The sequence below is a fragment of the Streptomyces sp. QH1-20 genome (genome assembly GCF_041283565.1).
GTDB classification, from domain to species: Bacteria; Actinomycetota; Actinomycetes; order Streptomycetales; family Streptomycetaceae; genus Streptomyces; species Streptomyces syringius.
Window position 1 is genome coordinate 1,513,283 of sequence record NZ_CP166299.1, and the last position, 24,104, is coordinate 1,537,386.

The following is a 24,104-nucleotide window of genomic DNA, read 5'->3' on the forward strand; positions in this document are numbered from 1 at the left end:
GGGATAATCCTCACGCGCCGGGGGCGGCCCGCGCGGGGCCGAACGCGGTGCGCGACGTGTCACGATGCGGCGATGACAGCACGTCACCTCCTCAGTCCGTACGGAACCCTGATCGGCTTCGTCCTGCTGCTGGCCGCCCTCTTCGGTGTCGCGTACGCGACCGGGGCGGCGGCCGGGCCCGTGGCCCCCGGCATGCACCGCACCGGCGACGGCCCGGGCTCCGGCGATTCCGGTGGCTCCACCGGTGGTTCGGGCGACGGCTCGGGCCATTCCGGCGGCATGGGCGGCATGCACGACATGGGCGCTCCGGCCCTGCGGGTGACCCGATGAGCGGGGCGGCCCGGGGGGCCGGGAGCGCCACGCCGCCGCCCGGTCCGGCGCCGGCCGTCTGCGAGACCACCGAGCTGATCGTCGGCGGGATGACCTGCGCGGCGTGCGTGGGGCGGGTGGAGAAGAAACTCGGCCGCCTGGAGGGGGTGAGCGCGAGCGTCAACCTCGCCACGGGCAAGGCCCGGGTCAGCCACCCGGCGGCGGTGACACCCGCGGAACTCGTGGCGGTGGTCGAAGGCCTGGGCTTCACCGCCCGGCTGCCGCAGCCGCCCGCACCGCGGGAGGACGCCCCGGCGGGACCGGACCCCGATACGGACCCCGAGGCGGACGCCTCGGACCGGGCGGAGGCGTCCGCCCGTAACCGGCTGCTGATCACGGCGCTGCTGTCCGTGCCGGTGCTGGTGCTGTCCATGGCGCCGGCCCTGCAGTTCCGCAACTGGCAGTGGCTGTGCTTCGCCCTGGCCACCCCGGTCGCGGTGTGGGGCGCGTGGCCGTTCCACGACAAGGCGCTGCGCGGGTTGCGGCACGCCGCCGCCACGATGGACACGCTGGTCTCCCTCGGGGTGCTCGCCTCGTACTCCTGGTCGACGTACGCCCTGTTCCTCGGCGGTGCCGGGGAGCCGGGGATGCGGATGCCGTTCACCCTGCTGCCCTCGGGCGCGGGGATGAACGGCACGGCGGACGTGTATCTGGAGGCGGTGGTCGCCGTACCGCTGTTCGTCCTGGCCGGCCGCACGCTGGAGGCACGGGCGCGGCGCGGTACGGGGTCCGCGCTGCGGGCGCTCGCGTCGCTCGCGGCGAAGGACGTCGTCGTCCGGGGGGCCGACGGCGCCGAGCGACGGGTGCCGATCATGGAGCTGCGGGTCGGTGACCGCTTCGTCGTCCGGCCCGGTGAGCGCGTCGCGACCGACGGCGTCGTCGTGACGGGCAGCTCCGCGCTCGACCTGTCGCTGGTCACGGGTGAGAGCGCGCCGGTCGAGGCGGGTCCCGGCGCCGCCGTGGTGGGCGGAGCCGTCAACTCCGGCGGTCTGCTGGAGGTACGGGCCACGGCCGTCGGGGCGGACACCCAACTCGCCCGCATCTCCCGGCTGGTGGAGGACGCCCAGGCGGGCAAGGCGCGGGTGCAGCGGCTCGCCGACGCGGTCGCGGGGGTGTTCGTCCCGGCGGTGCTGGCCGTCGCCGTCACCGTCCTCGGTTTCTGGCTCGGCGCGGGAGCGGACCCGCAGGCGGCGATCACGTCCGCGGTGGCCGTACTCGTGGTGGCCTGCCCCTGCGCGCTGGGGCTCGCCACCCCGACCGCCCTGCTCGCCGCCACGGGCCGCGGCGCGGGCCTCGGCATTCTCGTCAGCGGACCGCAGGCGCTGGAGGGACTGCGCCGCGTGGACACCGTCGTGCTGGACAAGACGGGCACGCTCACGACCGGTTCGATGGCGGTGACCGAGGTGACGGCCCGAGCCGACGGCCTCGGCACAGAGGCGGCCGTCCGGCTCGCGGCGGCGGCCGAGAGCGGCTCGGAGCACCCGGTGGGCCGCGCGATCCACGCGTACGCGCTGCGGACTCCGGCCGGTGAGCAGGCCTCGCCGCTGCCGCCCGTGACGGACTTCGGCGCCACGGCCGGGGTGGGCGTGGCGGGTCGCGTCGAGGGACGCCTGGTGGAGGTGGCCCGGCCGGACTCGCCGCGGCCCGACGCGCCGCGGCCGGGGAAGCGGGGGGCGAAGCGCTGCGCCCCACCGTCGGAAGCGGACCTGCCGGAGGCTCTCGCCGCGGCCGTGCGTGCCGCCGAGAAGGACGGCCGGACGGTCGTGCTGGTGCGGGTGGACGGCACGCCCGAAGCGGTGATCGCCCTCGGTGACACCGTGCGGCCCGGCAGCTATCGCGCGGTCGACCACCTCAAGCGGCTGGGGCTGCGGCCCGTGCTGGCCACGGGCGACAGCGCGGCCGCCGCGCACGCCGTCGCGGGCGAGCTCGGTATCACCGAGGTCCACGCCCGGGCCACCCCCGAGGACAAGGCCGAGCTGGTCCGGGCGCTGCGGGCCCGGGGCCACCGTGTCGCGGTCATCGGTGACGGTGTCAACGACACCGCCGCGCTGGCCGGCGCGGACCTGGGCATCGCGATGGGCAGCGGCACGGACGCGGCCATCGGCGCGGCCGATGTGACGCTGGTGCGCGAGGACATGGGCGCGCTGGCGGATGCGGTCCGGCTGGCCCGGCGCACCTCGGTGACCGTGCGGGCCAATCTCGTCTGGGCCTTCGGCTACAACCTCGTCACCGTGCCGCTCGCGGTGGTCGGGCTGCTGAGCCCCATGGTCGCGGCGGCGGCGATGTCCGTCAGCTCGCTCCTGGTCGTGGGCAACAGCCTGCGGCTGCGCGGCTGGCAGCCGGCGCCCGGCCGGACGTCGGCAGGGCGGGGGCGGGGGCCCGTACGGCCGGGTGGCCGGACGGGTGCGCCGGCGCGGCGACGGGTCGGGCCGGGCGGTGCGGGACGCCCCGCCGCCACCACCGCGGACGGCGCCCGCCGTACGGGCGTGGACCTGCCGTCCCCGTCCGACGGCTCGGACCGTACGGACGGATCCGCCACCGCTACGAGCTCACGAGGTGACACGCGATGAAGGCCCCTTCTCCCCTCCTCCCCCGGCTCGTCGAGACCGCGTTCTCCGCGCTCGTCCCCGTGGTCGCCTGCGCGGTGACCCTCGGAGGGCTGGTCGCGTGGACCGCGTCCGGCGAGGCGGGCCGGCCGGCGGGCGTGACCGTCGAGGAGGGGCGTGTGCTGCTCCCCTTCGGCACGGACGACACCGCCGCGTTCTTCCGGGTGCGCAACGACGGTGACCAGGACGACGAGCTGATCGGCGTCGAGGCGCCGACGGCGGGCGGTCGCGCGATGCTGAGCCGGACCGTGGTCAGGAACGGCGCGGGCTCGATGGGAATGATCGACTCCGCGACCGTTCCGGCGCGGGGCACGCTGGAGATGTCCCCGCACGATCTGGACGTCATGGTGAGTGCCCCGCCCCGGGGCCTGCGCGTCGGTGACCGCGTCCCGTTCGTCCTGCGGTTCCGCGAGAGCGGCACCGTACGGGCGGAGGCCGTGGTCGTCCGCCCGGGGACGGGGAGCTGAGCCGGACGGACCGCGCGGGCCGTGGGTCACCGGGGCGTTGCCCCCGCGACCCGCGGCCCGCGCGGTGTCGGTGGTGCGGCGCGACGGGCGCCGAGTGCCGTTACCCGGCCAGAGCCGGGACGCGCGCCACCGGTATGCGCGCCGCGTCCCGCTCGGCCGTCTCCAACTGGCCGATCAGCGCCTCGCGCGCCCGCGCCACGCGGGAGCGCACCGTACCGACCGGGCAGCCGGCCACGGCCGCGGCCTCGGCGTACGGCAGTCCCAGCAGCTGGGTCAGGACGAACGCCTCGCGGCGCTCGTACGGCAGCCGGTCGAGGAGCTGGGAGAGCGCCACCCCCTCGTCGAAGCCGGGCAGCCCCGCGGACTGGGTGCGCTCGGCGGCGCTCTGCCAGTCGTCGGTGTCCGACAGCCGGGGGCGGGCCGCGTTGAAGCGGAGCCGGTCCACGACCGTGCGGCGGGCGATGGACAGCAGCCAGGTGCGGGCCGAGGAGCGGCCCTCGAAGCGCGGCAGTCCGCGCAGGGCCCGCAGATACGTCTCCTGGACGAGGTCGTCCGCGCCCTGCGGGTCGTTGCTCAGCCGGGCGACGTACCGCCGGACATCGCTCTGGGTGGCGCGGATGAAGCGCTCCACGGCGTCGGCGTCACCGCCGCGCGCGGCCAGCGCCCACGCGGTCACCGTCTCGTCGTCACGCACAGCGGCCCCCCGCACGGGGGGTGGTGCGCCGGGCGCCGACGCCGCCGGGGACGATGGCGGGGTGCATTGCGTTGAGTTTCGTACCGCTATTTCCGCCCGGGTGGACGGCGAGGAGCTGCCTGCGGGCATCTGCGACGCCACGCTCGACTCGCATCTGCGGGGGTGTGCCGAGTGCTGCCACTGGGAGGAGCGGGCGCGTCGGCTCAAGCTGCTGACGGCGGCGTTCGACCTCGGCTGAGGAAACGGCGGGTACGGAGGGAAACGAAGGGGGGATGTGCCGGCGTGGCACGTCCCGTGTGCGGGCAGGGGTCATCGCCCTGGGTCCTTCCTGGGAATCCGGGCGCGCGACGGCTACGCGTCGGCGGGCCCGGTGACGTGGTTCGGCCTCGGGTGGTCGCCGTCAGCTGACGGCGACACCGGCCGGTGGACCACGTGTGGCCAGGACATGGGCGTACAGCAGCTGCCGCAGGCGCTGCGCCGCGCGCGTACGGTCGGCGCGGATGCGCGGCGGCCGGGAGCACGGCGGTACGTCACGGAAGAGGACGAGGAGCGGCGCGAAGAGCCGGGCGCCGAGGGTGCGGCCGAGCCGGAAGGCGGCCTGCTCACCGCCGGACAGCCAGATGCCGCAGATGAGGGCGACCAGGACGTGCGCGGACCACATGCCGAGGGCTCCGTGGCCGGCGTGCATGGCCATGTGGTCCATCGGCATCCCGCCCATGGAACCCATGGAGTGGCCGGCGGGCATGGGCATCGGATGACCGCCCATGGACATCGACGTGCCGGACCCCGGCATGCCCGTCATACCCGTCGTGCCCTCGCCGCCCGCGCGGGCCGCCGCGTCGAGGGCGACGTTGCGCGCGACGTTCTGGGCGAGCGTGAAGAACGAGTGCAGACCCGTCTGCGCGCCCACGGTGGCGAGGGTGATCAGCACCGGCCCCCGCTCGCGCCCCGCCAGGAACCAGGCCCCGCTGCCCGTACCGCACAGCGCGACGGCCACGGCCCACCAGGGGACATGCGTCCCGGACATGACCGCGTGTCCCAGGGCAGCGAGCAGCACACAGACCGCGGCGAACACGGCGGCTCGCAGCGTCCGCGGTACCTGACCGGACTGCCCTGCACTCATGACGTGCACATCGTTGCACCCGTCGCGCGCGGCGCGACGGCGGGGGGCGTCATGACGCCCCGGAGAGCCGCCCGCTCGGGCGCACGGCTCCGCCCCGTACCGTCCGCCCGGCGGTACGGGGCGGTGGGCCGCCGGCTCGGGGGGACGACCGGCAGCCCCGTCCCGTCGCTCCATTGGGACTCGCAGGACTGAGTCAACCGTGTGCGGGCCGGGCGCGGGAGCGTGTGTGAGGGGTGGGCGTGGGTGCGTCACGCACACCCCGTGTGAACGGCCGCGTTCCGCTCGTCTTTCGGCGTCAGCGTCTGCCGGGCGTCAGCGGTCCGCCGGGGGTCAGCGTCTGCCGGGTGCGCCGTCGCCCGCCGGCAGCCAGGCGGCGCTGGACCTGTCACCGAACCGGCCTCCGATGGCCCCCTTGATCACGGAGAGGGCGGCGGGTATCGAGGCGATGGCGGCGGCCTTGAGGGCCGATATGTTCGTGAGGTCGAAGCCGTCGGCCAGGAGCAGGCCGAGGAAGGTGGTCACGTAGGCGGCGAGGGTGCGTTCGGCGATGTCGGCGATTAATTTGCGCATGGGTGTGCTCCCGCTTCCGGTGGGGGTTCTGGAGGCCCGGAGATCCGGAGAGCGTGGGGTCCGGGGCCCGGGGCCTGAGGGGTCCTTCGGGGGGTGAGGTGCGAAACACCTCCTGGGCTTGTTCTCGCCGTTCCGGGCCGCTGGGAAACCGGGGACGGCGGGTTGCGACGGTATCGTCGGCGCCGACCTCCGGGTGGGCGGCCGGGGCAGGAGGGTCCACGTGGTCAACCCATGGCTGGCGTTGGCGTCGGGTACGGATCCCGCCGAGCGGTGCGCCCTGGTCAGGAGCGCTCATGAGGACTTCACGGCCGGGGGCGCACTGAACGACCGGGTCCGCCGGGTGGTCGCCGACTCCTGGCGGCGCTCCGCCGCGGCGCTGCCCGGGCCGGAGTTCGTCGCACCGGTCGAGATGGCGGACGCCGAGCTCGCGGGCTACCGCGGGGCGCATCCGCTGGCGCTCGCGATGCCGCTCGTCCGCGAGCTGCTCGGCTCGATCGCCGACGACGGACGGCATCTGCTCGCGGTCTGCGACGCGTCGGGCCGGATGCTGTGGGTGGAGGGGCACCGGGGTGTCCGGTACCGGGCGGAGGCCATGAACTTCGTTCCCGGCGCCCGCTGGGACGAACGGCACGCGGGGACGAACGCGCCGGGCACGGCCCTCGCCCTGGACCACGCGGTGCAGATCTTCGCCGCCGAGCACTACAACCGGCTCGTCCAGCCGTGGACCTGCGCCGCCGCCCCCGTGCACGACCCGCGCACCGGCCGGCTGCTCGGGGCGATCGACATCACCGGCGGCGACCACCTGGCAGCCCCGCACAGCCTGGCGCTGGTCCAGGCGACGGCACGGGCCGCCGAGGCGCAGCTGTCGACGCCGGCCCCCGCCCCCGGGCTCGCCCTGTCGGCACTGGGCCGGGACGAGGCCCTGCTGGTGGTGGACGGGCGCCGCTCACGACTGGGCCGGCGGCACAGCGAGATCCTGGTCCTGCTGGCCGGCCACCCCGACGGTCTGACGGGCGACCAGCTGTCGTGCGCGCTCTACGGCGAGCGCCCGGTGCCGACGGTGACCCTGCGGGCGGAGCTGTCGCGGCTGCGGCGGCTGGTGGGACCCCTGCTCGCTTCCCGCCCGTACCGCCTGTACGGGCCGGTAGAGACGGATGCCGCGCGGGTGGAGCGCGAGCTGGCGGCGGGTGACCTACGGGCGGCGGTGCGCGCGTACGACGGCCCCCTGCTGCCGGCGTCGGAGGCGCCGGGGATCCGCCGGATGCGAGGACTGCTGGAGGACCGGCTGCGTCGCGCGGTCCTGGGCGGCGGGGACGCGGCCGCGCTCCAGCTGTGGGCCGACAGCCCGTGGGGCGAGGAGGACCTGGAGGTGTGGGAGCGGCTGTTGGCCGCGCTGCCGGTGAGCGCGCCGCAGCGGGGTGCGGTGGCGACGCGGGCCCGCCGCCTGCGCGAGGCGTACGCTCCCGGCGCGGGGGCAACGTTCGGGCAACCTCCCCGCCACTAGCTTCCTGCCGGTCGCCGCCCGCGTCGGGAGCGGGCGGCAGCGAACCGGAAGGCCGCCCATGACCCGCTACGCCAACCCCGGATCCCCCGAGGCGATCGTCTCCTACCGCCCCCGGTACGACCACTGGATCGGCGGCGAGTACGTACCGCCGAAGCAGGGCCGGTACTTCGAGAACCCGACCCCGGTCAACGGACAGCCGTTCACCGAGATCGCGCGCGGCACGGCCGAGGACGTCGAACGGGCCCTGGACGCGGCCCACGCGGCCGCCCCCGCCTGGGGCCGCACCTCCCCCGCCGAACGCGCCCTGCTGCTGAACCGCATAGCCGACCGCATGGAGAGCAACCTCGAACTCCTCGCGGTCGCGGAGTCCTGGGAGAACGGCAAACCGGTCCGCGAGACCCTCGCCGCCGACATTCCGCTCGCCATCGACCACTTCCGCTACTTCGCGGGCGCGATCCGCGCCCAGGAGGGCGGCCTCTCCGAGATCGACGAGGACACGGTCGCCTACCACTTCCACGAGCCGCTCGGCGTGGTCGCCCAGATCATCCCCTGGAACTTCCCCGTCCTGATGGCCGCGTGGAAGCTCGCCCCGGCCCTGGCCACCGGCAACGCCGTCGTCCTGAAGCCCGCGGAGCAGACCCCGGCGTCGATCCACGTCTGGCTGGACCTGGTGGCCGACCTGCTGCCGCCGGGCGTGGTGAACATCGTCAACGGCTTCGGCGTCGAGGCTGGCAAACCGCTCGCCTCCAGCCCCCGCGTCGCGAAGATCTCCTTCACCGGTGAGACGACGACGGGCCGCCTGATCATGCAGTACGCGTCGGAGAACATCATCCCGGTGACCCTCGAACTGGGCGGCAAGAGCCCGAACATCTTCTTCGACGACGTCTCGGCCGCCGACGACGACTTCCTCGACAAGGCCCTCGAGGGCTTCACGATGTTCGCCCTCAACCAGGGCGAGGTCTGCACCTGCCCCTCCCGCGCCCTGATCCAGCGAGGCCACTACGCCGCCTTCCTGGAAGCGGCCACGGCCCGCACCGAAGCGATCCTCCCGGGCCACCCCCTCGACACCGACACGATGATCGGCGCCCAGGCCTCCAACGACCAGATGGAGAAGATCCTCTCCTACCTCGACATCGGCAGGCAGGAAGGCGCCCGAGTCCGCACCGGCGGCGCCCGCGCCGACCTCGGCGGCGAACTCACGGGCGGCTACTACGTCCAGCCCACCATCTTCGAGGGCGACAACCGCATGCGGGTCTTCCAGGAGGAGATCTTCGGCCCGGTGGTGGCGGTGGCCCCCTTCACCGACTTCGACGACGCGATCCACACGGCCAACGACACCCTCTACGGCCTGGGCGCCGGCGTCTGGACCCGCAACGGCACCACGGCCTACCGGGCAGGCCGAGCCATCCAGGCCGGCCGCGTCTGGACCAACTGCTACCACGCGTACCCGGCGCATGCCGCCTTCGGCGGCTACAAGCAGTCGGGCATCGGGCGGGAGAACCACCGGATGATGCTGGACCACTACCAGCAGACGAAGAACATTCTTTGTTCCTACAGCCCGAAGAAACTCGGTCTTTTCTAGGACTTGAAGTTGGCTGCCTGGAGGCTTCATCGGGCTCCAGGCGACCCAACACCGGAGTCACCCTCCGCGACAAAATCGGCACCTTGTGTCATTGCGCGGACATCCGCTACCGATTTCAAGTTCGGCACCGGCTGTTCTACCGGCGACGCACCCTGTGCATCGTCCAGACATTCCGAAGCACCGGTTTTACCCGTGCCCACTCGTCTGTCACTTACCTCGATCGATACCAGCGGACCTGCGCACTTCCGCCGTAGGTCGTAGCGATGCGCAGGAGTACCCCAGGGCGCTGTAACCCAACTTCTGAGGATGAGGCGCCTGCGGCGCCTCAAACGTGATCGTTGAGCCGAAGCCGAGGCGGGCACGGGAGCGGAAGTGAAAGCTCCACGCCGCCCCCGGCCGGCCAAGTATGTGGCCGCGGTGTGCTCGTCGAGACGGTCAACGCCGCCCTGCTCGATTCCTCACTCACGAGCATCGCGTTGACGTGAGCCGTAGCCAGACCACTCAATGGCCGACACCGCGTCAGCCAGGCTTCGGAAAACTCAATACGAACCACTTGATCCCGCGCGCCGGTGGCTCACACATTTATCGCTCGCAGAGGAAGTCCGTGTAACCGGCCACGCAGCACGCAGTCCCGACCGACCGGGCACCAGGACCCCTTCAGTCGAGGTCCGCTGACGTTGCCGTCAGTGGTGCCGTCAAACGACTGGAAGCTCCACCGGACAATGCGCCGGTGGAGCTTCCGAAAATTGACGCAACGACCCGGCACGAGGGCCGGAACCCCACTACTTCAGATTGCCGAGAGTCCCTTGCGGGCCCTCCGGCTTTTGCCAGCCGGCAGTCCTGGCGAGCATCGTTGGCCTGCGGCGTCCTAGAGGAGGCCCGCTACGCCCGCCGTGTGGCCGCGGCCCGCACCGGGCCACGCCTGCGCCGCGGGCCACCAGGGACTTGGCCTCCCACGTGCTGCTGCCCTTCGTCCACGACAACGTACGCCGCGCCTTCACAGCCCGCCTACTCGACCGCTCCGCGACTACGCCCACCGCCACCGCGCCGACCTCGCCCCACCCTCAAAGCCTTCCTCAACTGCGAAGGCTCCTTGGCCCCCCTATGCCACGTGTCTGCACCTGCATATGCAAAGAACCGCCCACCTGCCCCATGGGGCGGGGCATGATGCCAGCACCTCCGTCGCCCATTGGCCCTCCAGAACCTCGCCAAAGGGACAGACCACACCCGTCCGATTGAGCTTCTCCGCAACACCCGGTCGCTGTGCGACAGGACGGGACGGCAATGGCGAGAACGACCCCGACGGTGCGGACGGCAGCGGACCGCCCCCGCCCGGGCCCGGCATCCGGCGCATCACCATGCCGCCTTCCCGCCGAACGACATCCCCCGTCGCCACCCGCAACAGACCAAGATCCGGACCAGTCCACAGAGCGCGGACCCGCAGCCGTGGCGGCAACGCAAGTGCAGCGTGAAAGCCGGCGCAGGACGACCTCCTCCAGCGCCTGCGGCCCACGTCCCCGTCGTATTGAAGCGAGCCGCTTCAGCTGGTGGTTTCTACCGTGGCGGCTTCGACATCGTCGACCTCGGTCGCGTCGGCCTCCTCCTCCAAGCCGGGCGCCGGTCCTTGACCGGGGGCGGCGTCTGCCGCGGGATCATCGGACGCGTCCTCGACAGGTGCCCGGTGCGGCAGCACGTAGCCCTGTCCCAGTCCAGCCAAGTGGAGTGGGAGCGGCATGGACAGCGCGGCCGGGTAATCCGGAGGCATGCGCAGCAGGTGGACGACGGAGGCGATGGCCTGCGGGTCGTCGCTTGCCTCCGGATGACAGCCGAGAACAGCGATCTCCAGAAGATCCGGAACCCATCCGGGCGTTCCGGTATCGATGATGAGTTCACCCTTCCGTTTTCCTTGGCGGAGTGGCCGCGGCGCCAGCTTGTCGGCCTCGACGGCAGAAGAGCCGAACTGCACCGGCTTGGGCTGGGCCGAGTAGAAGACCCTCCCGTCATCCGCGCGTCCCGCCGGGCACCACAACCCCGCCGCGATGCCGTTCGGCCCGGTGCCCGGGTGGACGCCCCACCACTGTGGGGTCTCTCGCCCTCGCCCGGTACGGACACGCACCAGCCTCAGGTCAGGGTGCAGGCGGCGCGCGTCCGCCTCACCGTCGCGGATGCGATCGGGCTCCGTGCAGCCGTCCTGGAGCCAGGTCCAGTGGGAGCGGGCGTTTTCCGCGTTGACCAGGAGAAGCGTGGGCTCGCGCCGGAGGGAGGCACGGATCCTCTGCAGCCATTCCTCGGCACGGCGTCGCTGTTCCGCGCGGTCGGCACGCCAGCTGCGGCGCTTCTGCGCCGGCCCCTCGTCGCGCGGCGCGGGCACCGGAGGCCGTACCTCGGCGAGCTTGGTGAGCCGGATCAGCATGGTCGGGTACGGGACCCAGGCTCCGGCGCCGTCGTCGGCATCCGGATCCCACCCCTGGATCCTGGACAGGCCACCGCCCTCGGGGGTGACCAGGACAGCGACCGGGACGTCCGTGGCCCACCGGCTCCGGCTGGTGCGATTTTTGCGCACCATCCAGACAGCGGCATGGCGTAGCCCGGCCGGAAGACCACTGTCGACGCCGTGTTCGGGATAAAGTCGCGCGCCGAGCTGGCGCAACCCGTCGTCCCACGCCATGCGGGCACGGTGCTGCTGGTTGCCGACGGTGTTGTAGCCCTTGACCTTTTTGGGCACGGCAAGGAACTGGGTGACGAATCCCGCGTCGGCGAATCCCAGGCGCAAGGCGAACTTGGGGTCGTGGTCGGTACTAGCGAAGTCGTCGGGCCGGTCGATCTCCACCAACGCGAGGGCCGGCACGGTGCCCCCCGGTTCTCCCCGGCCGTCGATGCTCCGAAGCCAACCGGCCGTCTCCGTCCTGCGGGCGTGCACGGCTGCCGCTACGACTGTGGCCGTACGGCGAACGCCCTCGGGGAACTTCAGGCCGTCGGTGAGGGCGGTGACGCTGCCGTCGGCCCGCCGGTGGACTGGGCGGAAGCAGGACAGGCGGACGACGAGTTCGTCGGTTACCCATGTCCAGGCGACGGGGCGTGTGGCGTCGGCGGTTTCATAGGCGTCCTCGTAGGGACGACCGGTGGTATCGGGCAGGCCGAGCAGGTCCACCAGCGCGGTGATCGCGGTTTCCCTCATGGAGGCGGTCTGCCATACCAGGTGTACGTCGAGCACCGGCCGGCCGTCGGTTCGCGGACCGTCGTAGGTGGAGACCGCGAGAGCGGCGGCTCGACGGCGCTCACTCGTCCTCCGCGTCTCCTCCGCCGCCGCCTCGTCCTTCTTCACGTTCCGAGAAGGAGCGTTGAGGGGCCGGGCGGTGGCCAGGGGGACCCTGTCGTGCGGTGGCGTCCGTCGAAGTCCGTTGGGCAGAGCCTGCTCGGCCCACTCGGTGAGCCGGGAGATCTGATCGGTCATCAGCCCAGCGCCGACTTCGTGCCGCCCCATGGCCGTACGGAAGACGATGCCGGCCCGCGCACCGTCGGTGAGCCACTTCTCGGGGTCGGTCAGCAGATCGTCGACGGCAGGCAGTTGGTCGCCCAGGGCGACCCCGCCCAGCATCCTGGTCAGTCCGCCGTACGCCCAGCGGTCGCCGAACGTACCCGTGTCACGGTCGTGATACCGCTCCAGTCGGGCGACGGCGAACCTGTCGCTGAGCGGAACGCCGGGAAGCACGGGGATCCGGGGCCGGAGCAGGACGGTGGTTCGGGCCCCATAGGGCAGGTGAACGCGGCCACTGGTGCGACCGACCCGTGTCACCCAGCGGCGGACGCTCCAGTGGAGGTGATACCGGGGGAGCGGGTCGAAGGGAACGGTGTGCAAGGTGATGTTGAGGACAATGGAGAACCACCACGTGCCCTTGGCCTGCTCCGGCGCGTAGGGAAGCGGCTGCGAGACGAGTTCGGCCCCGCGATCACGTGGGCCCCGGGACATGGCGCGGAAGTGGAGCGCGCCTCCTTCATAGGGGTAGGGGCCGAGATCGAGGATGCGGCGTGCCAGCCAGTCCGGGGCGAGGGCGAACTGGTGGTCGGCTGGAACGGCCGTTTCTCCATCGGTCCGGCCGCAGGACACGAGTTCCCTGTCCACTGCCTGCCACTGTGGAGGATGGGCGAGAAGTTCCGCTCGTACCTGCCGCAGCAGTCCGCGGTGCTCGGGTTCGGGCCGGATGTCCCGCAGCCAGTGGGAGATCAAGGTGTTGAGGACTTCGGGGGGCAGCGGGTCCGGGATGTCCGCGTCGGCGTACAGCCAGAGGGCGGGGTCGCCCTCCGCCCGCGTACGGAAAGGGCGTGGCATGACCAGCACGTCGGGGGCGTACGCCTGGATGACCTGTTCCAGGGACCGGGTGGGCGCGGTCCGCCAGGGTTCGGCGTCCTGGTCGAGCCCGGCGTTGCAGAGCGTCAGCACGCTGTCGCGCCACTGTTCGGGAAAGGGGAGGGCTCGGTAACGGCCGGTCGTGGAGACGCCCTGGTGTTCGGGGAGCCAGCACGCGGTGCCGATGTGTCGGTAGTTGATTGGCATGTCGGATCCTTCCTGTGGTTTCGGCCGGTGGCATCCGCATGGCTCAGGAGCGGTTGAGGTGATCGATACGGCCGAGCGCCTCGTACAGCGGGCGGTAGAGGAAACGGGCCACGGCCGCGTCCGCGGCAAAGGCCGATTCGGGTCGTCCGTCGGCGAGCCGCTCGACGAAGTACGGGGCGAGAACGGTCCTCAGGTCGTGGAGGAGACCCGCGGTGTGCCGTCGTCCACCGGCCGAGTGACTCGCCGGAGCCGCTGCCCAGGCCGCTGCCGGGGCGAACGCCGCATCGACGAAGAGAACCCGGGCAGGTACTCCACCACGTACCAGTCGACCGATGACCTGCCACATGGTGACCAGTTGGTCCCAGGCGAAGGCCCGTTGCTCGAAAGGGCGCAGGGCAGAGTAGGCGTAGCGTCGGGAGAGCAGGCGCCGCCATTCCCGGCGGGCCACGTGACGCAGGGCGTGACCTGCCTGGTCCAGGCTCTCGGCCTTGAGCACGAGGTCGGTGAAGGTGGCGGGCCCTTCGAGGTCGTCGTCACGCGGCTGGTCGCGGACGAAGCGGGTGATCCAGTCGTTGAGGGCGTAGACCGACAGCGAGATGTCGTCCGGGCGCGGGTGCGGGCGTGCCAGGAAGACAGCGGTGCCGAAAGCCGCCTTCCCGGCCGAGTTGAGGATGTTGTGACCGCGCTCCACGGCCATCAGCGGAGCGACGAGGATCTCGGCCTCGGGATCGTGGGCGAAAGCGGCGAGGTCGCCGCGGCGGACGGTGGTCAGCAGAGCCGGCCCGTCGACGCCGGGCAGATGCCCCCGGTCGGCATCGTCCGGGACGAGGACGCGGACGCGTCCCCGCCACCGTTCGGACCGCTGTCCGTCGATCGTTTCGGCGACGGCGTAGGCCTCGGAGTAGCTGCCCACCAGGATCAGGAGACGTCGACGGTCGTCTTCGGCAATGCGGGCGAGCTCCTGGTCCAGGACACTGCCGGCTCCGCCCGCACCGGGCTGGGCCAACCGCTCGGCCATGGCCCGCGCCTGGGGAATGCGGGCATCGGGCCGCGTGCCCGAGAGCCGCATGGGCTCCCCGGCACGATCGTAGAGGAAGTGCGTGGCGAACCGTGTCCGCCTGACGCCGTCGAGGGATGCCTCCGACGGCATGAGCACGGCGCCGACAGAGGTCAGGACATGTGCTCGGGTCGACTCACCCGCCCAGCTGGTTCCCGACATCAGGACGACGTTGGGGCCGGGACGTCCCTGCTTGAGGTCCTCGCCGATGGCCGTCAGAGAGAGCAGGAGTTCCCGGCCGACACCCGCGCAGCGGAAGAACCGCAGGGTTCCTGTGGTGCGGCCGATGTCGTCGCGGGTGTCCTCGTGCGGCTGGTACTGGTAGCCGAGGACGTTTCCCATGGGCGCCTCGGGGATGACGGGGGCGTAGTCGAGAGGGGCACGGCGAGCGAGTTCCTTGCCCTGCCGGTCCAGCCGGAGGGCCGCCTCCACCGAGGGCCACAGGTGGATGAGCCGATCCAGGCGCTGGTGGAGAACGGAGAGGAGCAGGACGAACTCCAGCCGGTCACAGGTCGCCTGCCTCCATGCCTCGCGCAGGGCCGGCGGCAGTGTGTCGAGTACCGGTGCCCCGTGCACGAGGGCATCCAACAGACCACCGATCCGGCGACGGACGTCCGCTGGGGCCAGGGTGTGCAGCAGGGCCTCCGCCGCGTCGGACAGGGTTCTCGTACGAGGGTCCTCGAACTCGCCGTCACCCAAGGGATCGTCCCGGAAGTCGTCAAGGATGGCGGTGATCTCGGCGCGTCGGGGATCCATGGGACGCCCCCTGTCGGCATCGTCCGCCCGGCTGCCCGCCTCGTCTTCGGGGTCGTCCTCGTACCCTTCGTAGAGGTGTCGTTCGTCCTCCGCTGACGGCTCCGCCGGGTGGAGATCGGCCGAGTCACGCGGTGGTTCGAACCACTCCGTGATCAGTTTCTCCTGTAGGGCCCAGGGGCTGAAGTACTCGCGATCCACCCACTCGCACAGGTCGCTGTCGGCGATAAGCCGCCTGAAGATCCGGTCGGCGGCAATGACGACCACCGAGAGCGCCGCATTCCACTGTTCCACGTCCCGATCCGTCAGGAGGAGCCTTCCGCGTCGGCTCAGCTCCTCGATCTTGTGGGTGTGGACCTGGTCGAGCCATGACTCGGTCCCCGGTTTCACCAGGGTGGCGGAAGGCGCGAAGAGTTCGTCGAAGCGCATCTGCACGGCATCGGCCTCGTCCACGAACACCAGGTTGCTGCGTCGGCAGGCGAGTTCGAGCTGGCGGAGCCGTTCGTCGTTGAGGTGCGAGGGGACCGGGCTCTGCACCAGACTGGCCGGGTTGGCCACCCAGATCAGCGCGTCGACCTGGTGGCGGGCCGCGCGGTGGCGCGGGCAGAGAGTCCACAGCGGGCAGCCGTGTGGAGTGGTAGTGACATCGTCGCTCCGCTCCTGTTCGACCGCTTGTCGGGGCTGTGCCGCCCTTGTGCCCGGGGGACGCCAGACCTCCGGAAGAGCACCGGTACCGCCTTCAGCTCCCGGCTCGGCCTCCGCTCCCGGTTTCTCGGGGTGCAGGCGGGTGCAGGGCGCGTCGGAGTAGGCGAGGGGTTCAGCCGACTCGGTGCCTCGCAGGGCGTCGGCGACGCAGACGGTGCTCAGATTGTCGAAAGCGGGGGCCTGATGGTCCAGGAGGTTGGTCTGCCCGCGGGAGGCGAGTCGTCGATGCAGCCGTTGTACATGCGTTTCCCGGGTGCTGACACCGAGTACCGGGACGGCCGGGATTCCCAGTGCTTCGAACATCTCGCACAGGCGGAGCTGTTCGGCGGCGTCACCGACGACGAGTGTGCTGCGCATACCACGACGGGCCGCAGTGACCGCGGCCAACACCATGAAGGTGCTCTTTCCCGCGCCGACCATGCCGGCCAGGTGCAGGGTCCCGTCGAGGACGATCGACCTGCTTTCGGTGAAACCGCACCCGTCCGGGTCCCGAGTGGCGATGCGTACGTCGGAGAGCCGCTCCTCCCAGCCCCCCGGCTGCTCGACACCCTCGTCACGCTCCACCTCGTCCATCCACCGGGCCGTGACCAGCAGTTGGTCCAGGGTGAACTCGACCGGCCCCGGTAGGACGGGCGGCCCGGCGCCTAGGTCGTGGCCCTCGGCCTCCGGCACGTCCTGCAGCAACTCTGCCGGAAAGCGGACGGAAGTCATGCGCTTTCGTTCCTGGAATGCGCTGCGGCCGGCGGGGGCGCGGGGCAGGGAGCGGCTGACGAATCCCGGAACTCGGGCGAGGGCGTGGTCATAGCACGCTGTCCGGTCGGCCGCCACCATCGGTTCGATCCGGCGGGGCGGGGTTCGCACCCCAGGTTCAGGCAATCGGTAGGCACACAGACGGTCCGGTACGCGTCGATACCGGGCCAGTGCCTGACGCCAGGCGTGGCTTCGCCGCAGAGGCCACAGCAAGTGCCGGCCGGCAAGGAGGGCCGTTCTGTCGTCCTCACTGGTGACGAGCCCTGCGACCTGGGCGTAGGGGTAGCCGCCCAGGAGTACGTAGGCGCTCTCGGCGGGTTCGTCCGGGGCGATCCTTTCGAGGAGCCGCAGGGCGAGTTCGACCTGGCAGAGGTGAGCGGGCTGGAAGCCGTCGAGACCGGGCGCCTCCTCCCACCTCTTCTTCAGGTCGCGGACGATCTCCTTGTGCCATTTCTGGCGTTCACGCATGAGGGGCTCCGTCTTGGAAGGTCCGGTGCCCCGCGGTGTCGGCGCGGTCACGCGCACGGCGCGCACCCAGGGCACGCAGCCGAGCCTGGGCGCGGGAGACCAAGGCCCGGTCGGTGAGGAGGGGCAGTCCAGCGGCACGGGCGGGCCGGGAGCGACCGAAAGCGGCCAAGTAGCCGGGCCGGGCGGCGACCCGATGTTGGGGCACCACCCAGAACGATGCGTCATGTGGCGGATCGGAAGGCACCGGTCGGGCCGACCGGCCCAGGAAGACGGGGTGCGCCCAATCCTTGACGTCAACGGCCCAACGGTGCCCGTCGGGAAAGGTGACGAGCAAATCGTAGGCGTCGTATCCCGGCCACATGCGTACATCGAGGCCAAGTGCGAGGAGATCCCGCTCGAGGTCGGCCTCGGCTCTGCCCGGTCCGGTGACGAACTGCCGCAGAGGTCGTTCGAGCTGGTACAGCCGACCGGTGGCCGCCTTCTCCGGCCGGCGGCCCACCGGCGCCGGCCCGAGCCGGCGGCACCGGTCCCGCTCACACCACCACGAGCCGTCCCGGACGGGCGCGAGCAGAGTGAGGCACCGCTCGCACACAGCGTAACGGCCGTTGCGGAGATAGCTGTCCGGCACTTCCTGATAGATGCGGAGGACGAGCTCGTAGACGGGTTCCAGAACCAGGTCCCCGCCGAGGGCGGACAGTTCGGCGGCTGTGAGCACCGGGCGTCGCACGAGAAGCCTCCGGAACTCGGTGTACGCCTCTTCCTCTCCGTACTCCCGGCACAGCTTCAGAGCGGTGCCGACGACCACACGGTCGCGGAACCGGGCGGCACTGTCCGGGCAGCGCTCGGCCCATTCGTGACACAGGTCCCCAGGCCGGCCGGATGCGGGGTCGAGGAGGAGGTCGTGCGGCCCCGCGGCGTCGGGCGGCAGGTCGATCGGCCATTGGACGAGGGGCACTGTGCGGCAGCGCTCGATCAGCTCGGCGAGGGAGGCGGGTGGGTCTTCGCCGCGTACGAGGCAGGCAAGCACGGTACGGTCCAGTGCTCGTTGGGCTTCGACGGGGTACGGCAGGGTGAACGCCTCCAAATCGGTGGCGTCCTGCAGGAGGAGCAGTCCCTGCGCGAGAGTCCTCAGCAGCGGCACCCCCTCGTGCGCGGCCCACTGCTCCGTCGGCAACGGCAGGCTGTCGTCCGCCTCGGTGGAACCGAAGGCCGTCACGCCGCATCACCGCGGTGAAGGCCGTTCGAGCGGCCCGTGGCGCACCAACGGTGCACCTCGCAGGATGCGCAGCCGGTCTCGGGCCGTGGTTGCGCCGGGTACGAGCGGTCGGCCACCCAACCGGCAATCGACGTCTGCAACTCCGCACGAGCCCTCGCCACGGTGCGCGGGTCATGGGGATCGAGCTCTTCGAGGCGGCTGCTGTCTGGGCGCAGGACCTCCAGCTCGACTCGGGAGCGGCACCCGTCCCCGCCGAGGACGCCGTGGTGCACCAGGAGGACCGCGAGCGCCAGTTGCGGGTAGCGACTCATCAGCCCACCCGGCGGGATGTAGGAACCGGTGGTCGTCTTCGTCTCGCGGACCACCACGCCTCCCCGGTCGGAATAGACCAGGTCGCAGTCCGCGACCACCAGCACGTCTGCCCGGGCGTCGTAAGCGACCAGGCGGCGTTGCGGTTCGACGGCCTCGCGATCCGGCATGCCGTCGAAGGGGCAGTGGGCGCGGTGCCGGCGAATCATGGCCAGTGCCTCGGGCTGCTCCACGTCCTCAAGCCCGGGCAGCCCGCCGGGAAGCTCTATGACACGGCAGGGGATACGGTCGGGGTCGGCGTGCCGGGCGTTCAGCCAGGCGTCCACCGCGCGTCCACGGCGGATGGCGGTGTTCTCGGCGCGGCCGTCGCGGAGCTTGAGAACCCTGGTCGCGTGGTAGCGCTCGGGGCATTCCCCGTACACGCGGAGATCGGTAACGGAGAGACTGCGCCGTTTACGGGGTGCCGCGTCCACGCCGAGCAGCCCGGGCGCTTGAGGGACCGCCCGGCAGACGGGAAGAGCCGCGCAGCGCACGCAGTCCCGACCCGGGCGGGCCTCCCTTCCCTCCACAACGGCCACCAAGGCGGCCTCCAGTCCGGCCTCTTGGATGCGCCGTCCGGCCTCCTCCGCCGTCCAGTCGACGACTTCGGTCGTACCGTCGAGCAACCCGACGCCGACGATACGCACCCGCTGTGGCCTGGTGCGTGGCCAGGGCAGCGGATCGGCGGGCGCGTCAAAAGGGGTGCGGGAAGGGACGCCATTGAGCAGGACGTCAGCGACCGCCGCGATCTCCACGTCAGGGCGTTCGCTGTTCACGGTACCGAGAGACGGAATCCAGATCTCGCGTACAGCCCCATCCTCCGAAGCGTATTGTCGCCCCCATACGGTCTGTTCGTATTGCGTCGCACCGCGTGCGTCGGGCTGCTCCAGCGCGTCCACGACCACCCAGGCGGGGATGACGCGGCGGAGCGACGCGCCCTCGGCACCCCGCCGGGCCTCCATCGCCGTGCGCGCGGCCAAGTAGACCGCGGCGGCCTCGCGGGCCCAAGCGATGTGAACGGGAGTGCACTTGCGGAAGTTTGTCGGGTCCGCGGCGGCCTCCTTGAGGCTCCTCCCCTCGCACTCGACGGCGTCCAGCAAGGCGAAGAGCGGCTTGAAGGAGAAGTCTTCGACGGGCTTGGCGGGGAGCCGTCCGGCGGCCTTGATCAAGGGACGGGCACGCAGGGCACGCCCCAAGGGACAGGCATCCGGCTCCGGGCGCAGGAGTGCGGGGCCGACCCGCAGAACGCGGCCGTCTCCGGTGGTGCCAGGTGGTTTGGGGAACACGGCATGACTCCTTCCCGCCGCACGGCCCGCCGGGCGACTCCTGGGTCTCGCAGTACCTGAACTATGGACGGCGGGTGTGAGCAGAGTCAAGAGACGCAATGCGAGATTCTTCGTTTCCGCTACCCTTGTCGCCCAGCGCTGATCACGAGGAGTGGGAGAGGCCCGTATGGACCGCGGCGATGTCATCGAGGAGCGCTTCAGAGTCGAAGGCCCTCGGGGCCAGGGCGGGATGGGTGCGGTGTTCCGCGCCGTGGATCTGACCGACGGCACCGTCACCGCTCTCAAATTCCTGATTCCCGCCGCCGCCCGGTCCGCGCTGAACGGCTGGCAGGTCCCGCCCACCCATTCGGAGCTGCAACGGTTCGACCGCGAACGCCGGCTCTACGAACTCCTGGGCGGCCCTGGGGTCCTGCGGCTGCGGCATCACGGCCGCTACCGGCGCCGGCCCTACATGGCGTTGCAGTACATCGACGGCCTGGATCTGCGGGAGTTCCTCGGCAAGTACCGCCCGGGGATCACCACATCGGTCTGCATCATGGTCCAGCTCCTGCGGATCCTCGACCGAGTGCACCGGCACCCGGACGGCGTGGTGCACCGCGATGTCAAACCGCGCAACGTCTTGTTGGAGCGCGGAAGCGGCCTTGTCTACCTCGCCGACTTCGGCATCGCTCTGCCCACCGACCCCGACGCGACCCGGTACACAGAGGGACCCACGCCCGGCACTATGGGGTACACGGCGCCCGAAGTTATCGAAGGCGAGAAGAATCCCACCGGCGCTGCCGATGTCTACGCCGCTGCATGTCTTTTCTTTGAACTTCTGACGGGACGCCCCGTTTTCGAGTACTCGGGTAATGACTTCAAGATGAGCCGCGCTCACCTCCACGAGAGCCCGCCCCGACTGGACTACGTTCTTCCCAGCGCGCCGCCCCTCCTCATCGAGTTGCTCGACGCCTTGCTGGCCAAGGAACCCGGGCGGCGTCTCGCCCCGGCCACGGCAGCAGACCTCCTCCACCCGCTTCTTCCCCGGCCCGGCGATCCCGCCCCGGCACCCACCGTGGATCCCGACCCGTCCCTGCCCTTTCGGTGTCCGGCCCAGGACACGGCTCCCGAACCGCCGACCACCGAGCAGCGGAGCAGCCGTGCCCGGAATCGGCGCTCGTCGGGCACCGTGGACCGGGCCGGGCTGCAGAGCTCACTGAGTGCCGCCCACGCCGAACTCCACGGCTCCGGCGCCGCGGACGGACCGGCCATCCGCCGCCTCGCGGCCCTGCTGCCCCCTGCCCAGAGCCGTTGGGGTCGCTTCGACCACGACGTGATCACCGCACGCGTCCTCGTCGCCGACCGGCAACGGCTCGAAGAGAACTGCCCGGCAGCGGGCAAGGACTATCGCGACGTGGTGCGCGACCTGACCGGCGTCGCCGAGCCCGGCACCCCGGCTTACGGACAGTTGCTCGCCGCCCGTCTCGGTGCCGCCGAGTGCCTCTTGACACAGACCGACGTGGAGCGCGTGGACGACGCGCTCAGGGCGTGGGCGGAGTGCGCCGACGAGGTGCGCCGAGTGCCCACCGGCACGCTCCTCGGGCGGCACCACGTGCTGGCCCGTATTCGGGAGCTAGGGCAGGAGATCGCCGAGTGCGGACACCACTCCTGCAACCACCCGGAGGCGGTGGCAGCCGTGCTGCACGGCCTGCGGAATCTCCCCGCGGACTGAGACGGACGGGTCAGCGCCGCCCTAGCCGGCCGGCGGCCAGCAGGTCGGCGAGTCCCGACGTCAGTTCCTCACCGACGGCTCCCAGCTCACCCAACTCCCGTTCCAGGTCCACCAGTCTCCGGTGCACTTCCCCATACGCCCGTTGCTCCTCCAAGGGCACACGCAGTGCGTTGAGGCGGCGGATGTCCACCCGGGAGGCGTTCGAGGAACGGGTACCGGCCCGCCGAGCGTTGGACCTCAGCCGGAGGCAGGCGGCGAGGAACCACGGATCGAGCCGCTCCTCATCGACCCGGACGCGGTGCAGATGAGGGCCGAGTCCCCGGGGCACGGGGGACGTCTCGACCCATGCGTCGAAACTGTCTACGGCTGCGACGACGACCACGTCACCGAACGAGGTCAGCGGCAGCCGCCCTTCACGATCGGCCCGTTCAGCGTCCTCCCGGTCGAGCCACAGCCTCTCCCCCGGCTCCGCGGCCGCCAGAACGGTGAGTAGTGCGACCCCGTCCTCCGGTACGTCACCCCGCCGCAGCAGTCCTTCGGGGACAGTCGCGCCGGAAGCGATGTCGACCGCCTTGGCAAGTTCGAGTTCGGCCAGGCTCACGCTACCGTGCACAGGCGGAGTTTCGGCAACCGTCAGCGTCCGCAGCGCACCGGCCGTGTCACGCGCCGCGAGCAGCCCTCTGTCGAACCGGGACCACAGCCGGCGCAGGTCCACGTCCCGCACCTGCTGGGCAGTCGCCGCGTGCCGGGCCGGGGTGAGGTCGGTCTCCTCCCCGAGCAAGTCCGTCACCGGCACGGACACACTGCCGGGCGGGGAGCCACCCTGCAACGCGAGCAGCGTTCTGTCGCGTACGGCGTCCCAGTCGATGACCGAGGGGCGGGACGCCGTGGACACAGAAGAGGTATGCCTGCAGTCAGCCGTGTCCACAAGGGTCACCGTGGCCCGGGGCTGTGCCGGAGGGGCGGTCAGCACCCAGATATGGAGTCCGACCCCGTACGGCGGTGCGGCGCCAGCGGGCAACGCGATCACTGCGCGGATGGCTCCGGCCCTGAGCAGTCCCGCCCGGATGCGTCGTCCAGCCCGCCGGGCGGCGACACCCGGCGGCAGGAGGAGCACGGCTACACCCCCGGCGCGCAGCATGGACAGAGCATGTTGAACCCAGGCCAGTTCGGATTCGGTGCGAGGTGGCTGGCCGAACAGCCAGCGTCGGTCGGTGGCCAGTTCCTCATGCCCCCAGTCGCGCTCGTTGGCGGGCGGATTGCAGAGCACCACGTCGGCCGGCTCCGCATGTGGCCCGGCTCCATCCCGAAGGGCGTCACGCGTGGTGACGACGGGACGGAGCTCGCCGACTTCCAGAGTGAGCCGCGCTTCGGCGATCGCCGCGAGGACCGGGTCGCTGTCGTTGCCGTGAAGACACCACTCGTCGCTGTCCGACGCACGCGCACCGGTCGTGCGGTCCGTGCCGGCCGGCCCCGACCACCGTCGGGCCGCCGCCAAGAGCAGCGTGCCGGTGCCGCACGCCGGATCGGCGACGGTCGTCACGGCATCGGTACCACGCGCGAAGGCGGCGATGTCGGCCATCACAGCGCCAAGGGGAGCAGGAGTGGTGGCGATCTGTCGGACGTGAGTGCCCAGCCAACGGTCGAGCAGAAACCGGAAGGTCTCGATCTGCCCCTCGGCCGCAGCCAGCCGCGCGGCCTCATCCACGAGCATCCGCTCCGCCCGGTCCAGCGGGCGGTCTGGATCAGCCGCCGTGCCGCCGAACCGCGCACCCAGTCCCGCCACGACACGTCCCATCCGGTCACGGTCGGCAAGATCCTCCACGCGCGGCCACAGCCGTTCCAGCGCCCCCGCAGTCGGCGAAATCTTGTCGTGCCGCTTCAACCACCCCTCCACCTCTGAGAGGGCGAACAGCGGACTGGCGTCCGTCCCCCCGACCGGTTTGGGGAAGTCGGCGTGCCGACGCCTCCAGTTGCTCACCGCGGCCCGCCCGACGCCTGCCAGACGGGCGATCGCCGCCAAGGTCACCGACACCCGGTCCGTATTCTGGATCATGTCACTCCTCCCGGAACGGCAGGTGCCAAAGGCCGTTGTAATGGTGCACGGCACATAATCCGTAGCTTGACTAAGTTTTCACTCTACCGATTTCTCTGCCGAGGCGCATCCACCGTTCACGGTGCCAATGTGCGGCGAACGGATCGGGCACTGGGCTGAGCGGTTCGGCTGGCCGAACAATCAGGCACCGCCGCGCCACGCAGCAGTGTCGGGATTACACGGGCTTCTGTACTAGATCATCCGCGTGGGACGACGCCCCCCTGTCCGCGGCCTTCCACAGCGGC

Annotated in this window: 15 protein-coding genes and 1 pseudogene; 8 read left to right on the forward strand and 8 right to left on the reverse strand. The window is 71.4% G+C overall.

Features of this window, described 5'->3' with window-relative positions:
* Positions 1-72: 72 nt before the first annotated feature.
* Genes AB8O64_RS06740 through AB8O64_RS06750 form a run of 3 tightly spaced genes read left to right on the forward strand, consistent with a single transcriptional unit; the run spans position 73 to position 3,442 of the window.
* Entirely contained in the window at positions 73-330 is a 258-nt protein-coding gene (locus AB8O64_RS06740; RefSeq protein ID WP_370418358.1) for a hypothetical protein, read from the forward strand.
* Positions 327-2,939, forward strand: a complete 2,613-nt coding sequence (locus tag AB8O64_RS06745) for a heavy metal translocating P-type ATPase (protein WP_370418360.1) — start codon at positions 327-329, stop codon at positions 2,937-2,939. The genes AB8O64_RS06740 and AB8O64_RS06745 overlap by 4 nt, the downstream gene beginning before the upstream one ends.
* Positions 2,936-3,442 carry a copper chaperone PCu(A)C gene (locus AB8O64_RS06750; protein WP_370418361.1) on the forward strand — a complete coding sequence of 169 codons (507 nt, stop codon included), beginning with the start codon at positions 2,936-2,938 and terminating at the stop codon, positions 3,440-3,442. The genes AB8O64_RS06745 and AB8O64_RS06750 overlap by 4 nt, the downstream gene beginning before the upstream one ends.
* 100 nt (positions 3,443-3,542) lie before the next feature.
* Here AB8O64_RS06750 and AB8O64_RS06755 read toward each other — a convergent pair whose 3' ends face one another.
* Positions 3,543-4,136, reverse strand: coding sequence for a sigma-70 family RNA polymerase sigma factor (locus AB8O64_RS06755; RefSeq protein ID WP_370418363.1), 594 nt, complete (start codon positions 4,134-4,136; stop codon positions 3,543-3,545).
* A gap of 100 nt (positions 4,137-4,236) precedes the next feature.
* On the opposite strand from AB8O64_RS06755, the gene AB8O64_RS06760 reads away from it, so the two are divergent.
* Positions 4,237-4,374 carry a zf-HC2 domain-containing protein gene (locus AB8O64_RS06760; protein ID WP_370418364.1) on the forward strand — a complete coding sequence of 46 codons (138 nt, stop codon included), beginning with the start codon at positions 4,237-4,239 and terminating at the stop codon, positions 4,372-4,374.
* A 162-nt stretch (positions 4,375-4,536) separates the two neighbouring features.
* Here the strand turns inward: AB8O64_RS06760 and AB8O64_RS06765 are convergent, their stop codons facing one another.
* Both AB8O64_RS06765 and AB8O64_RS06770 read right to left on the reverse strand, forming a co-directional pair.
* Entirely contained in the window at positions 4,537-5,259 is a 723-nt protein-coding gene (locus AB8O64_RS06765) for a hypothetical protein (RefSeq protein ID WP_370418365.1), read from the reverse strand.
* Positions 5,260-5,589: 330 nt separating this feature from the next.
* Positions 5,590-5,829: a holin gene (locus AB8O64_RS06770; protein ID WP_356452163.1), complete on the reverse strand. Its 240-nt coding sequence runs from the start codon at positions 5,827-5,829 to the stop codon at positions 5,590-5,592.
* 220 nt (positions 5,830-6,049) lie between these two features.
* On the opposite strand from AB8O64_RS06770, the gene AB8O64_RS06775 reads away from it, so the two are divergent.
* The 3 genes and pseudogenes from AB8O64_RS06775 to AB8O64_RS06785 all read left to right on the forward strand — a co-directional run.
* Complete coding sequence (locus AB8O64_RS06775) at positions 6,050-7,333, forward strand: GAF domain-containing protein (protein ID WP_370418367.1); 1,284 nt, start codon at positions 6,050-6,052, stop codon at positions 7,331-7,333.
* Between the two features lie 58 nt (positions 7,334-7,391).
* Entirely contained in the window at positions 7,392-8,915 is a 1,524-nt protein-coding gene (locus AB8O64_RS06780; protein ID WP_370418368.1) for an aldehyde dehydrogenase family protein, read from the forward strand.
* Positions 8,916-9,777: 862 nt separating this feature from the next.
* Positions 9,778-10,045, forward strand: a pseudogene (locus tag AB8O64_RS06785) (PucR family transcriptional regulator); the annotation flags it as partial.
* Positions 10,046-10,455: 410 nt separating this feature from the next.
* Here AB8O64_RS06785 and AB8O64_RS06790 read toward each other — a convergent pair.
* From AB8O64_RS06790 to AB8O64_RS06805, 4 genes are read right to left on the reverse strand one after another with little or no spacing between them, the layout of a single operon-like run.
* On the reverse strand, positions 10,456-13,470 hold the full coding sequence (locus tag AB8O64_RS06790) for a pPIWI_RE module domain-containing protein (RefSeq protein ID WP_370418369.1): 3,015 nt from the start codon (positions 13,468-13,470) through the stop codon (positions 10,456-10,458).
* 43 nt (positions 13,471-13,513) lie between these two features.
* Positions 13,514-17,203 (reverse strand): hypothetical protein, encoded by a 3,690-nt coding sequence (locus AB8O64_RS06795; RefSeq protein ID WP_370418371.1) that lies wholly within the window; start codon positions 17,201-17,203, stop codon positions 13,514-13,516.
* Positions 17,196-18,419, reverse strand: coding sequence for a hypothetical protein (locus AB8O64_RS06800; RefSeq protein ID WP_370418372.1), 1,224 nt, complete (start codon positions 18,417-18,419; stop codon positions 17,196-17,198). Before AB8O64_RS06800 ends, AB8O64_RS06795 begins: the two co-directional genes overlap by 8 nt.
* The gene (locus AB8O64_RS06805) at positions 18,416-19,936 is read right to left on the reverse strand and encodes a PD-(D/E)XK nuclease family protein (protein ID WP_370418373.1); all 1,521 of its coding nucleotides are present in this window, start codon (positions 19,934-19,936) and stop codon (positions 18,416-18,418) included. Before AB8O64_RS06805 ends, AB8O64_RS06800 begins: the two co-directional genes overlap by 4 nt.
* 283 nt (positions 19,937-20,219) lie before the next feature.
* On the opposite strand from AB8O64_RS06805, the gene AB8O64_RS06810 reads away from it, so the two are divergent.
* Complete coding sequence (locus AB8O64_RS06810) at positions 20,220-21,764, forward strand: serine/threonine protein kinase (protein WP_370418374.1); 1,545 nt, start codon at positions 20,220-20,222, stop codon at positions 21,762-21,764.
* Positions 21,765-21,774: 10 nt separating this feature from the next.
* Here AB8O64_RS06810 and AB8O64_RS06815 read toward each other — a convergent pair whose 3' ends face one another.
* The gene (locus AB8O64_RS06815) at positions 21,775-23,820 is read right to left on the reverse strand and encodes an N-6 DNA methylase (protein ID WP_370418375.1); all 2,046 of its coding nucleotides are present in this window, start codon (positions 23,818-23,820) and stop codon (positions 21,775-21,777) included.
* Between the last annotated feature and the right edge of the window lie 284 nt (positions 23,821-24,104).